The organism is Proteus faecis, assembly GCF_003144395.1.
In the GTDB taxonomy this organism is placed as follows: Bacteria; Pseudomonadota; Gammaproteobacteria; order Enterobacterales; family Enterobacteriaceae; genus Proteus; species Proteus faecis.
In genome coordinates, this window is sequence record NZ_PENZ01000007.1 from 188,838 (window position 1) to 202,535 (window position 13,698).

At 35.5% G+C, this 13,698-nt stretch carries 11 protein-coding genes and 1 pseudogene; 5 read left to right on the top strand and 7 right to left on the bottom strand.

Going from position 1 to position 13,698, the window contains the following annotated elements:
* Positions 1 to 59: 59 nt before the first annotated feature.
* Positions 60 to 1,574: a nitric oxide reductase transcriptional regulator NorR gene (gene norR, locus DK858_RS01905; RefSeq protein WP_109395986.1), complete on the bottom strand. Its 1,515-nt coding sequence runs from the start codon at positions 1,572 to 1,574 to the stop codon at positions 60 to 62.
* A gap of 92 nt (positions 1,575 to 1,666) precedes the next feature.
* Here norR and DK858_RS01910 point away from each other — a divergent pair.
* Positions 1,667 to 1,741 (top strand): annotated as a pseudogene (locus DK858_RS01910) (iron-sulfur cluster repair protein YtfE); the annotation flags it as partial.
* Positions 1,742 to 1,799: 58 nt separating this feature from the next.
* On the opposite strand, the gene DK858_RS01915 reads toward DK858_RS01910, so the two are convergent.
* Positions 1,800 to 4,007: an extracellular solute-binding protein gene (locus DK858_RS01915; protein WP_109395987.1), complete on the bottom strand. Its 2,208-nt coding sequence runs from the start codon at positions 4,005 to 4,007 to the stop codon at positions 1,800 to 1,802.
* Positions 4,008 to 4,352: 345 nt separating this feature from the next.
* Between DK858_RS01915 and DK858_RS01920 the strand changes: the two genes are divergently transcribed.
* From DK858_RS01920 to DK858_RS01930, 3 genes are read left to right on the top strand one after another with little or no spacing between them, the layout of a single operon-like run.
* The gene (locus tag DK858_RS01920) at positions 4,353 to 5,174 is read left to right on the top strand and encodes an MBL fold metallo-hydrolase (RefSeq protein ID WP_109395988.1); all 822 of its coding nucleotides are present in this window, start codon (positions 4,353 to 4,355) and stop codon (positions 5,172 to 5,174) included.
* A 13-nt stretch (positions 5,175 to 5,187) separates the two neighbouring features.
* Entirely contained in the window at positions 5,188 to 6,435 is a 1,248-nt protein-coding gene (locus tag DK858_RS01925; protein WP_109395989.1) for an MFS transporter, read from the top strand.
* A gap of 39 nt (positions 6,436 to 6,474) precedes the next feature.
* Positions 6,475 to 7,188, top strand: coding sequence for an MgtC/SapB family protein (locus DK858_RS01930; protein WP_109395990.1), 714 nt, complete (start codon positions 6,475 to 6,477; stop codon positions 7,186 to 7,188).
* A gap of 105 nt (positions 7,189 to 7,293) precedes the next feature.
* Here the strand turns inward: DK858_RS01930 and DK858_RS01935 are convergent, their stop codons facing one another.
* Entirely contained in the window at positions 7,294 to 8,241 is a 948-nt protein-coding gene (locus DK858_RS01935) for a DUF3427 domain-containing protein (RefSeq protein ID WP_109395991.1), read from the bottom strand.
* A 122-nt stretch (positions 8,242 to 8,363) separates the two neighbouring features.
* Here DK858_RS01935 and DK858_RS18475 point away from each other — a divergent pair, with 122 nt between their 5' ends.
* Complete coding sequence (locus tag DK858_RS18475) at positions 8,364 to 8,522, top strand: DNA cytosine methyltransferase (protein ID WP_390897029.1); 159 nt, start codon at positions 8,364 to 8,366, stop codon at positions 8,520 to 8,522.
* Between the two features lie 123 nt (positions 8,523 to 8,645).
* Here DK858_RS18475 and DK858_RS01945 read toward each other — a convergent pair whose 3' ends face one another.
* The 4 genes from DK858_RS01945 to DK858_RS01960 all read right to left on the bottom strand — a co-directional run bounded on the left by DK858_RS01945 (position 8,646) and on the right by DK858_RS01960 (position 13,575).
* Entirely contained in the window at positions 8,646 to 10,625 is a 1,980-nt protein-coding gene (locus tag DK858_RS01945; protein ID WP_109395993.1) for an acyltransferase family protein, read from the bottom strand.
* Between the two features lie 101 nt (positions 10,626 to 10,726).
* On the bottom strand, positions 10,727 to 11,443 hold the full coding sequence (locus tag DK858_RS01950) for a hypothetical protein (protein ID WP_109395994.1): 717 nt from the start codon (positions 11,441 to 11,443) through the stop codon (positions 10,727 to 10,729).
* Between the two features lie 181 nt (positions 11,444 to 11,624).
* Positions 11,625 to 12,515, bottom strand: coding sequence for a dihydrodipicolinate synthase family protein (locus DK858_RS01955; RefSeq protein ID WP_109395995.1), 891 nt, complete (start codon positions 12,513 to 12,515; stop codon positions 11,625 to 11,627).
* A 172-nt stretch (positions 12,516 to 12,687) separates the two neighbouring features.
* Complete coding sequence (locus DK858_RS01960; RefSeq protein WP_109395996.1) at positions 12,688 to 13,575, bottom strand: MurR/RpiR family transcriptional regulator; 888 nt, start codon at positions 13,573 to 13,575, stop codon at positions 12,688 to 12,690.
* Between the last annotated feature and the right edge of the window lie 123 nt (positions 13,576 to 13,698).

Genomic DNA, 13,698 nt, shown 5'->3' on the forward strand with positions numbered 1-13,698 from the left:
GGTAATTTGGACCACGCACCCAAATTACCTTTTTTTATTTAGACATTCTTTTTAGATTATTATGATTTTAATCCTAAACGTTTTGTTAAACGACGTAGGTTAGCCGGATCAAGTGATAATTCTCGTGCAGTAGCCGCCCAATTTTGGTTATTACGCAACAATGCTTGTTTAATTAAACTTCGCTGAAATTCATCAGTTGCTTCTTTTAAATTATTTTCTTCAGAAACTAGGGGGTGAGAAACAGAGTGAACTGGATTTTCTGTACCTAAAGCAAAATGACTAACTTGTAAAATAAGACTGTCTGTCTTATTCCCTGCCCTCGCTAATACGATTGCACGATGAATAGTATGTTCTAATTCACGCACATTCTCTGGCCAGGAATAGTGCAATAAATAAAGGCGTAATTCAGGGCTAATAATCACTTGAGTAAGGTTAAAACGCTGACGATATTGCTCACAGAAATAACCCACTAATAGCAAAATATCTTCGTCTCTTTCTCGTAATGGCGGAACATGCAAAGGAAAGATACTTAAACGATGGAAAAGATCGGCACGGAAATTTCCCGCTAATACCTCCTCCCATAAATCACAATTTGTTGCTGCTAATACACGCACATTAACGCGTAAATTGCGATCATCACCAATTCGTTGAATATCACCATATTGTAAGACACGAAGTAATTTTGCTTGGAGAGATAATGATAACTCCCCTATCTCATCAAGAAATAGCGTTCCATTATCCGCCATTTCAAATTTACCGCTACGATGACTAATTGCGCCGGTAAAAGCCCCTTTCACATGACCAAATAATTCACTTTCTGCCACACTCTCAGGAAGTGCTGCGCAATTTAAATAGACTAACGGATTATCTGCACGATGAGACATTTCATGAATGGCTTTTACCACCAGCTCTTTACCGGTTCCTGTTTCGCCACTCACTAAAATATTCATCTCTGCGGGTGCAACAATTTCTATCTCTTTTTTCAGTTGCATCATCGAAGGCGATAAACCAATAATTTCTGTTTTTACTGTCGGCTTAAACGTATTGATTGGTGTAAATAACATATTTTGATTTTCGAGTTGCTCAATCAATAACGCATTATTTAATGCCCCAGAAGTTAATGTCGCAATTAACCTAAGCTCCTCATCACTAAAAGTATCAAACTGATGAGGATCCATTCCATCGAGTGTTAAAGTGCCAATTAAATCTTGTCCTGCAAATAGTGGTAACCCCACACAAGCATGAACTTTTAAATGTTCTCTATCTGGAATAAGGCCATCATAAGGATCCGGTAAATCACTGTCTGCAGGGAAACGTACCACATCCCCTGCTCGCGCTATAGTTTCAAGACGAGGATGCCCTTCTAGTAAAAAACGACGCCCTAATACATCAGGTACAAGGCCATCTATGGCTAATGGGATAAACTGGTGAGGCTCATAACGAAGTAGTGCTGCAGCATCGCAATTTAGTACTTGTCGAAGTGTAGTTACCAGTCGCTGAAACCTATCTTGGTGACCAACACCTTTTTGTAATTCAATGTCAATGTTAGCCAACACATCAACAGAAAAGCCCATAAAAACACCTCATAGTCATTATGACCGTTATTATGGTCATTTTGACATAGTAAAACGCCCATGCGCCATTAGCCTGACGCATGATGACCTATTTAACCGACAATTTAATGGATCATATTAGCTTAGAAAACAACTTATTATTTCCAAGAGCATTAGCTGGCGAGTGATAGTTCATACACAGGGGATCTCATCACCCCCTGCTATTTTTGTGACCACAAGCAAACCCTACCGTTCACCTTGAGTATCTATTAACAAACGCTGATTTATATATTCGATAGTCTCGTCTATGGTCATAATATTATTAACGACATTAGTAATACCTTGTCCGATAATAATTTCGGCTTGGCGTAAATTAAATAACTTACCATTAGGTACCGAAGATTCTCGTATTCCCTTATTAATTTCTTGATAAGCCAATGTCATCCATGGATAACGATGACTAATTTCTTGATTATGATTGAAATTTTGATGATTACTGTTTCCACCTAATAAAATAAGGTGATCCATTACTATTGGGGAATAAAGCCAACGATAAAATTGCTCTGCATATTGTGATTTTTGGCTATAACGCGAAACCCCTAATACGCCACCGCCTAATTGTGGAATACTTCCGGGTACAGGTGCAAAACCTATTTTAGGTAAAATATTACTATGAGCAACATCGTTAAATAAATTCATATAAGCGATCAGCATTGCAAGATGCCCTTGCTCAAATTGCCTAACCGACTCACTCCACCACTTATTATGAATATTCTCAGTAATCGACAACTGTTTTAAATACTCTTCTAATATTTCACCCGCTAAAGGCATTTTTAATCTAGGAATATTATCGTTTCCTATTAAACACCCACCTTTGGCGTAATAACGTAATAGATATTCTGTTGCAATCAACCCCGCACTACCCAATGTTGTTGAAGCGCCCATTGGTCGACTTAATTGCCCTTCTTCATGTTGTTCAGTAAAAAACTGCGTCACATTATCATATTCTTCAAATGTTGTTGGTACGGTTAATTCATTACCTGTTTTCTCGTAATACATTCTTTTTAAAATAGGATCTTCAAACAAGTCTTTTCGATAAAACAGAAGTTGCGCACTGGCATCAAAAGGCATCGCATAAGCAACATTATTTACTAAACTAAATTTCTGCTGAGTAGGTAGTGAAAAATTATTTAATAAGTCCGTTAGCCCATTACCAATCTTATCTAATGGCTGTAATATTCTTTCAGCAAACCAAGGAAAACAGGCCATATCAATACGCAATAAATCATAATAGGGATGCAAATGTAACTGGCTTAAAATTTGATAAACTTCATCGTAAGGATGTATTGCTAAATTAACTTTAATCCCTGTTTGACGATAAAAATGAGGTAACAGCTTTTTTAATGCGCTAGTTGAAGGACTGGGCAAAATCAGTAAATTAAGACTTATATCTGCTTTATCCTCACTCATAACGGCCGGCGTTAAAGTATAAAGATGGTCACTTTGATTACGCACACAAGTCACATTAGTTCCAGTTATTTCACTTTCGTCTTCTACTTGCATTAATGCATCTACGACTTCTAATCCAAGTTGAGCGTAATTCATAGGAAAGTAATACAACCCTTTTAATACAGGTGGAATATTATCGCTCAATGCAAAAATAGGAGGACAATCATTATGACTACCGAAATAACTCGCTTGCGTTAAATAACGTGCTTTCTCTATATCTTGAGCAATAAATATGTCTGGGATTTGCTCCAGAGAAAAGAAATCAAACGCAATTTTATAACTCTCTTCATCTGATGCACAAAGCACCACATTTTTTTTATTGGGAGCCGTTTCTAAAAGTCGATGTTGTAATTGAGTGGCAAAGTTTTGATTATTTAAATAATCGCTACTCCCCATAAAAATACCCACTAATTTACCTGGCGTTTTTGCAATTTGTTGACAAATTGCTTCGGCTGCTTGGGTAAAATCAAGCGTGAAGAATTTTTGCGTATTCAGTGGCTGGCGATAAACAAATGCAACTTGAGAAGGGGGTAATTTTAACGTGTCAAAATAGATATTGGCATCTTTAAGACAGCTAACGGTGATCACTTGTTTATAGCCACCCGCAGCAATTTTCTGTAATGCCTCTAATTCCGTTGTTTCAAGATCGTCTGTTAAAAAAAGATCGTAAGTAACCTCGGTGAAATGAGCAATAGACTGCCTTAGCGAATTAAAGAAAACCGCATATTTTTCAGAAACTAATTGGGGTAAAAGTATCGCAATTTTATGGCTCTTACTGGTTCTTAACAGTTGAGCCTGTGTATTTAATTGATAACCCATTTGTTTGGCGGCTTGATACACGGCTTCAATTTTCTCAACACTTACATTTCCACGTTTATTCAATACGTTAGAAACCGTTCCATGAGAGACACCTGCTAATTTTGCAATATCTTTAATCGTTGCCATTGACCTTTTTCCATCTCAATTTCTGCTTTCACTAGCATACCTGAATTATTTATCGCGACTACTGCTAATTGATTTGAACGTTCCATTTAAAAGTTGTTTATAAAACAAGCTCTTGTTACTTATGGTAAATAAATAATTATCAATCTCAATTGAAAAATATAACAATATTAATCAATAAGATAATAAATTTAATTTGAATAAGATCACTGATCTGATCTTCATTTATTGGCAAACAACCTCCACCATTTTATTATTGGAACGTTCAAATTCATCTATACCTTATAGATAGCCAACACCAGATAATTAATAAAATCATAATAAAACAATAGGATAAGGGGATTTCTTATGAAACTTCATTTTTTAGGGACGGCTGCCTCAGAAGGCATACCCAATCCCTTCTGCCGTTGTGAACACTGCCTGAAAGCAAGAGAAATGGGTGGGAAAGATATCAGAACTCACTCTTCTGCCATTGTCGATGACATTATGTTAATCGACGTATCACCTACATTTAGTTATCAATTAATGCGTGATGGAATGGATGCCACTCATTTTGAGAGCCTTCTATTCACTCACACGCATCCTGATCATTTCAATGTTGGCGATCTGTTTAGTCGAATGGAAGGTTATGGTTTTGAAATTAACCATCCCCTTCATATTTTTGGTAATGATCGCGCAATTAATGGCTGTATCGAAGTTTTACCTGGTTACAGCAAAGAGCGTTTTGCTTTTCACTGCTTAATTCCTTTTGTTACTGTCGAAAGAAACGGTTATAAAATTACGCCATTGCTGGCTAATCATGCTAAATGGGAACTCTGCTATGTTTATCATATCGAGAAAGATGGCAAGGTGATTTTCTATGGTCATGATTCTGGTTGGTTCCCTGAATTGACATGGAAATGGTTAGAAAACAAACCTCTTGATATTGTTGTTTTTGAATGTACTTATGGACTCAATGGTAAAGATCGTACTGATAATCATATGAGTCTAGAAACCGTATTTGCAGCGAAAGAAAAACTACAACAGCAAGGTTGTTTACATCAAGATACACAAATTGCCGTTTCACATATTTCACATAGTGGTAAATTGCTTCATCACGAATTAGAAGCTGTTTGTGCTCCTCACAATATCCGCGTTGCCTACGACGGGTTAACGTTAGAAACAAATTAAGAGGAGAACGATGATGGATATGAAAATAACCTCTCGCTTACTGATTATGATGTTTGTGCAATATTTTATGCAAGGTGCATGGAATATGACCATGGGGCTAGTATTAAGTAGCTATGGTATGGCAAGCATTATTGGTAATGCCTACGCTTTATTAGGCGTCGCAACAATTATCTCCCCATTATTTATTGGTATGGTGGCTGACCGTTTCTTTGCTTCACAAAAAGTCATGGGCATCCTTCATTTAATTAATGCCGCAGTCATTATTTGTGTTCCTCAATTTATTGAAGCACAAAATAGCGGTATGACTTTATTTTTAATTTTCATTATTGGATTATTGTTTTATCCAACAACTGCGCTTTCGAATAGTATTAGTTTCTCTCATATTAACGGCGTGAAATACTTCCCTATTATTCGTGTATTCGGTACGTTCGGCTTTATGGCTATCGGATTTATATTAGGTGAAATGGGCTTCTCTGGTAGTACTATGACTTGGTATATCGCTTCGGCTGTGGGAGTTTTACTCGGTTTCTACTGCTTTACTTTACCTAATACGCCACCTAAAGCGAAAGGTAAGCCATTCTCTGCTCGTGATGTTTTATGTTTAGATGCACTTTCATTATTTAAAGATCGTTATTTTGCTATCTTAATGTTTAGTATCTTTATTTTAATGATCCCTAAAACAGCTTATTCCGCTTATATTCCGGTATTTATTAAAGCATTAGGTTTTAATAATGCAGCGTCTATTATGCAAATCGGTATAGCTTGTGAAGTGCTGTTTATGTTTGTGTTGTCATTCTTCTTGATGAAGTTTGGCTTCAAAATCACGCTACTTTTAGGTGCTGTTAGCTGGATCATTCGCTCAATATTCTTCTCTTATGCAGCGGTAAATACCGAGTTTTATTTTATCGTTATCGGATTGATGTTGCAGGGATTATGTTGGGACTTCTTCTTTACTGCTGGTGATATCTATGTTGACCGCAAAGCCAAACCAGAAATTCGTGCTCAAGCACAAGGTCTACGCTTTATTGTCTCTAATGGTTTCGGCTTATTATTTGCTTCCACTATTTGTGGTCAAATCTTTAATTCAACCGTAACAGAAACAGGCGATGCAGCTTTACCACAATGGTCAACATTCTGGATATACCCAGCAATCGTTGCCACCGTTGTAAGCATATTCTTTATCTTCTTCTTTAAAGATGACGTGAGTAAAAAGAAAAATAACGAAGATAAAAAAGCACAAGAAAGTATTGCAACACCCTAGTTTTAAAATAAAGGAATAAGCCAACGTTAGGAGCAAACCATGAATGCATTAATACAGTTTGTTGACAGCATTGGCCCTTTATCACTTTCAAGTATCGCTAAATTACTGGCCGCCTTTATTTTGGGCGGCCTTATTGGCTTAGAGCGTGAATCAAAGGGGAAACCAGTCGGTTTTAAAACCTGTGTTATTATTGCTGTTGCCAGTTGTTTATTAACCATTGTTTCTATTCAATCCGCGGAATATTACGCCAATATCTCCGATAATATTCGTAGTGATCCCATGAGATTAGCCGCGCAAATTATCAGTGGTGTCGGCTTTCTTGGCGCGGGTGTTATATTGCATCGACGTGATGATGCTATTTCAGGCCTGACAACAGCCGCCATTGTATGGGCATCAGCGGGTGTTGGTATTGCTTGTGGCTCAGGTTTTTATTGGCATGCCATGATTGTGACCGTTCTCTTTTTTATGGCTATTCAACTTAGCCCGCAAGTGGTGCTCTTTCAGATGAAAAATCAACGTTTAGGTAAGATAAAAGTGCGTATGTTATTTACTCATGAAAGTGGTGTTCCTCTGTTAATTGAGTATTTAAAAAGCCATAAAAACGTGATTGAAAATCTGACTATTCGCGATATCAAAAAAGAACGCGTTGAAGTGAATTTAAAACTGTTAGTGAGACAAAAAATTACCTTACCTGAATTTTATTGTTCATTAAAACAGCTTGAACATGTTCATTCAGTTTCTCTTGATCATTAATATATTTAAAAATAAAAAGTGCGCTTTATTTTAGAATAACAACACTCTTTTTTATTGCGCACATTTTTTGATTATTAATTTATTTTAACTACATCTATTTATGAATTATTTTTTACTAAGATGATAACGATAGACAGTAGCTTCTAAAAACTTTTCTTCTGGTTTCCAGTTTTTAATAATATTAACAGAACCACCATCAGCATAATAATTACCATCTTCTTGTAGAAAAATATCGATATTATTTACAATATATAAATCTGTTTCACACTCATCTGAACAAGCTGATGCAACCTCATTACTAGTAACATAAACCGCACTACCTTCTGTCGTCGTGCCTTTAACTTCAACACGCCTAATCGTATCATTTTTATGACATTCTAAATCATAAGGACTATTAGAAGAGGTATCTAATACTTCAAAGCCTTGCTGTTCATAATGTTCTATTGCCTTATTCATTGCATACAACTCAATTACCTTTTTCTTTTTAACATCAGCAACTCGACCTTGATAGCTTAATTTTTCTTTTTTCAATATCTCGGGAAGTTTATTATCAATATCTAAAGTATCTATTTTTTCCCAGGCATAAATAGCACTTAATGCTTTATTGGGTTTTTTCTGATAATCAAGTACATCATATAAGACTTGAACTGGTTTATTGCCATTATGTTCTATATAAGACAGTCGACCGATATAAATAAAAGGTTGGCTACTACTTTTTATTTTTTCATGAGTTCGAACAAATAAAATAACTGTTTCTCCAGTAAAAATTTTTCTCATATGAGGTGTTTCTATTGTATTTTTATTCTGAGACTCCCAGTGAAACTTTTTACCATTATCAAGAAATATATCATTATATTTGTGACTGCTTTCTTTACCGCTTTTATCCAATGTGACAAATAAAACAATACAATTATTAAAACTTGTTATTCCCGTTATCTCCTTATTATTATTCAAAGGTCTTACATTAGCTGTTACCAAAGCTTCATTTTTACTATATGCATTTCCAACAACCAAGTTTTTGTAATCAAATACTTCATCTTTTCGCTGCATCATAGAACCTTATTAGATAATTTATATATTGCTAATTATATTAGCCCAAATATATCAATCATCAAAATAAGAGGGTTAGATCTATAAAAAATTTATACATATTGTGACTGAACACCATCAGAAAACTGACACCAAGAGAGTGCTTTAACTTTCAAGGTTACCCAGCTGACTATAAATTACCCAAAGATATGAGTAATGCTAATTTATATAAACAAGCTGGAAATAGTGTTGTAGTGCCAGTTATTGAACGAATCGCACAACAGATAAAATTAGCGCTAGGATAAACTGTAATAGTTTTGAAATTAAAATCCCAAATCTCAATTTTCTAAACCAATTATTATGGCCGTAAGACAAAGCGCGATAAAACGTTTATTTTATCGCGCTTTGTCTTAACAGAAATCTATTTACTATTCTTTATTTTTTAATGGATTAGCAAAGCGTTCTAGGTACATCATGCCAAAGATTGTTGAAGCATAATCTGTAATATGTCCTACATCTCGATAAACCGGTACACCGTCTATATCGGTTAAGCAGACATTTTTATCACATTGTACATCTTTAGGATCAATGATAATTAAAGTTGGATAGTCCTTTTTTAATTTAGCAAATAATTGATTCATCCATGTATTCCCCTCACCTTTATAGTCTTTCGGGTTACAGTTGTTATCTGCAAAATCTTTTCTTAATTTTGCATTTTCATAAAAACAGGTCATAAAACCACTTGGCATAGAATTGACTGCTTTAATAAAAACGGGCTTGGCCCCTGTGGCAATAATAATATCAAGTGCTTCACGCATCGCTTTTTCAACACGTTGACGAGACGCTTCGACGGTTCTCACATCACCTAATTTATTAATCACATGATTTGACGCATAGTTATTCCAAACTTGTCCAAATATTACATAATCAAAGTGGCTATTCTTAATAAGTTGATAATATTTCACCGTCTGATCGTAACAACGTTGATAAACTGCATTTTTATGATTAGACCAGTCATAAAGGTAAATATTAGGAAGTGTAATACATGATGAAGTTGCTTGAGCATATACATCTATCTTGGCGTCTTTACCTAATATATCCATAAAGCCCCAATAATGATTTGCATGAGAATCACCAAATAAAAAAGCTTTTCTCTGACTTCCCACTGCACCAATATGGCATATTTCATCTGGATCTGAGGCTTCAAAATTCATACATTTAGTTCGATTAGGATAATCAAACTGGTTCAATTTAGCTTCTAAATTAACGTAATTTTGCCCAAGCCTTGCTCCAATGCCTTGATATTTTTCATTTAATGCATTTAACCCAAATGCGCATAAAATAGGAATAATTAACAAAAGTGTGATCGAATATTTAAAGGCTAAGCGTTTTCTTCTAAACGGCTTTTCAATAAGAAAATAAGAAGTTATTGAGAGTAATAAGGTTAATGCTAACAGTGATCCTTTCTCTAGTTCTGTATTAAACACTCCAATATAACGTGCAACTGCAAATAATGGCCAATGCCATAAATAGAGTGAATAAGATAATAACCCGACGATCACGATCGGCTTTAATGAAAGTATTTTTTTTATAATACTCTCATGCTGCCCGGTATAAATAATAAGTGCAGCACCAAGACAAACATACAACGTATTAAAGTTCGGATAACCTGCAATAATATCGTTTTGAAATGCGACCCAAACAATAACACCTAGCGCAATTAAACTAATAACATCATTTATTCTTCGATTAAGTTTTATCTTTGTTGGGAAATAGGCAACACATGCACCCAACATAAACTCAAAGATCCGCGTACTAAAATAGTAGTAATTTTTCGGTTGATCTTTTTGATAATAAAACACAAAAACAAACGAAATAACAGTAAATAACGCCACCAAATAAAAATGATTAACGAAGCCTTTTACGTTGATTTTATGCAGAAAATAAAGTGCAAAAGGTAAGAACAGATACCACTGCCACTCTATTGCTAAAGACCATGTATGCAATAACGGTAAAAAGAGTGCATCTTGTGCGGCATAGCTGGTTGTCACTCTCGCAAAATATTTATTAGAGAGAAAGGCTGAGGCGTATTTTTCACTATTTGTAATATCTAAGTAATCGCTAGGAAGGTAAAAAAGCCCTGAAATCACTAAAACAGCGATTAATACAACTAGATAAAGTGGTTGTAATCGCCATAATCGACGATTATAAAAATCATGAAATGAAAAATTACCTTGAGATAATGAAATTTTAATTATCAGCGAGATCAAAAAACCAGAGATCACAAAGAAAATATCGACGCCAATAAATCCAGAAGGAATTAAGTGATTATCTAAATGGAAAAGGATAACTAGAATAACAGCGACTGCTCTTAAACCATCTATATCTGCACGATATTTTACATTCATAATTTAAACACATAATCCGAATAAAAAGAATCGCTGGATTATATACCAATTAGCCATATCGCTTTAGTCACAAAAAGAAGAAGATTATTTAATATTGACTATTAATAACACCTAAATGGCCATAATTGATTAAACTCCATCGTTAAACCCAATTGCACTTCAGATGAAAGTGAACCTTTGCTCACCACAAATTTGGGATGCCGAATAACGATAGGGGTATTAATATCATAAAGTATTAATGATGATCGGCTTAGTTCTAACTCATCATAAAGTGTCTTCATTTCTGCTGATGACGTATTTTCACATAATCGCCCAAGCGTGATATGAATAATATTTTTATGAAGAGTGTTATCAATGGGGATCTGCTGATAAATATTTTGTCTAAATTGTTCTAACTCCTTTGAAATACCCGTTAATATCACACTGCCGTTGGATGTTAGGACAACATTATTAAATAAAATTTCAATTCGTTTTGTTTGATTAAAGATTTTTGCAATCTCATGGCACCATGACAATAATACGGGGCGTTGCAGTTTAAACTGTTCATTTTGTTGATTAAAAATCGTTAATAATGTGGAGTGATATTCTTGTGGCTGAGCAAATTCAATAAATGGAAACTTAAGTGCAAGTTGATCACAATAAGCCATTAGTTTCTGACTAAAGGGAATAAAGCTTTCCTCAATTTCAGGCTGAGAAATCATTAATTGCCCCATATTTAAACTGACATCAATAATACTTTCATCATTAATTTGTTGTTGCCAACTTTCACCTGTTGCCAATTTTTTAAGTGTTGCTTGTGTCAGAAATTCGTATGCCATCCGCACACCTTAATTAAGAATAAAATAATCACTCATACTTTGGTTTGAATGACATTTAAAATCAAGTTTTAGAGCAGATAATAAAAAAGTGGCTTTCTTCTGAAAGCCACTGTCACATCAAAGGGGGAGTGATGTTAAAAGATGAGTCTATCTATAAATAATTCAATTAAAACTAAATGGATTACAGAAAATTAGCCGCTTTAAACTTCGCTAATGCATCGGCTTTTTGAGCTGCCGTCATTGGGCGTAATGGACGACGAGGATCACCCACATCAATACCATGTAGTTGCATCGCCACTTTTCCTGCTGCAACACCACCGTATTCGACTAACACACGAATAATCGCAATCACTTTATCCATGCAAGCTGTAACGCCTTCATGATCACCGGCTTTAAATTTCTCAATAATTTCAAGGTATAATGGTGCAGCATAGTTATATGTACTGCCGACAGCACTTGATGCACCGCAGGCTAATCCCGCAGGAATAAATTCATCAACACCAAATGGAACGTCATACTTTCCGCCATCTACACGTAAGCAACGCTGGAATTCATACATATCAGGGGAGTTAAATTTCATACCTGATAGATTTGGGATCACTTTCCCCGCGGCTTGTAGGAATTTTTCCATATCAATATTTAAGCCTGACATGGTGGAGTGATAATAATAAAAACCTTTAGATGGGGCGCTAGTTGCAGCCAGACGACAATATTCAACAAGATCATCAACATTGCCCGGTTTAAAGAAACAAGGACCAATAACGGATGTTGCTTTGATATCTAGTGTTTCAGCATGGCGAGTAAGTTCTACTGTATCAGCAATACTGAGTGCACCTGTATGAATAATAAGATCAAGCTTACCTTGACTGGCATTAACCCAACGTTCAGCCACTTTCTTACGTTCTTCAACAGAACAATGAATACCTTCACCTGTTGTTCCTAATACATAAGCACCTGTCACACCGCTTGCAATTAGGTGTTCTGCTATTTCATCAATGACAGGGTAATTAACGCTTCCATCTGCTGCAAAAGGAGTATGAGGTGCGGCAATCAGCCCAGAGAGTTTGTTCATGATAACTTCCTTTGGAGGTTAATTTCTTTTGTGATATTTTTATGGAGCTTAACTCTATATTAAGGAGCAATACTTCAGAACGCAATAACGAAATCAGCATTAAAGGAAGAGAAAAATGAAAGTGTGATCTTTAGCCAATTTCCACTAAAGAACACACAATGTAGAGATAAACTTATGAGGAATGAGTCTGTTGTAGCGCATTCAATGTTCGTAATTTTTGCTCTTTAACCATGTCAGGCTGAGCTTGCACTAATAACGTATAAAGAAGATCTAATACAAAGAGCTGTGCTGTTTTTGTACCAATAGAGTCACCTTGCAGTTTCCCTTGTCGGTTACCATTAATTAAATAGTGATCAGCATACTCCATAATTTGTGAGCCTAAATTATGAGTCAACGCGATCGTGCTCGCTCCAGCTTCTTTAGCTAATTTAAGAGCATGAACAGTTTCAGAAGAATTACCTGAATGGCTAATTCCAATAGCAACATCACCTGGTTTTAATAACGATGCTTGCATATACATAAAGTGGTTATTTGTAACAGCATCAACACGATAACCAATTCGCATAAGCTTATTTTTTAAATCTTCGGCTGTAATTCCTGAAGAACCTACACCACAAATAAAAATATAATTTGCAGATAATAAAGCATTTACAGCATATTGAACTTGCTTCATATCGAGCAGATTCAATGTCTCTGATAGTACGTTATTAATCGTTGCTTGAAGTTTTAAGCCAATGGTATGGATATCGTCTTGATGGGTTACTTCTGCATCCAGAATAGGTGACTCTTCATTATCAGAGGTCGCCATTTCAATCGCCAAATCCATTTTAAAATCTTGAAACCCTTTATAACCCAATGTACGACAAAAGCGCACAACAGTTGCTTCACCTGCTTTTGTCGCTTGTGAAAGTTGAGCAATAGAGAGCTGAGTAACTTCTGTAGGATGAAACAGGATATAGTCTGCAATACGCTGTGATACTCGCGTTAGGCTATTTTTCATTGCGCCTAGCGTATCAAGTATTTTACCCGGTTTTAATCGGGTCGTTGCCTGTTCTGTCATGGAGATTATCCTTGGTTGCAGAAGATACACGGGAAAAATTCTGCCAACAAGAGTACCAATTCCAACCGGTTAAAAAAAGCCTTGCTAATACAATAATGTGATAATAAAAAACGCTTTATTCCT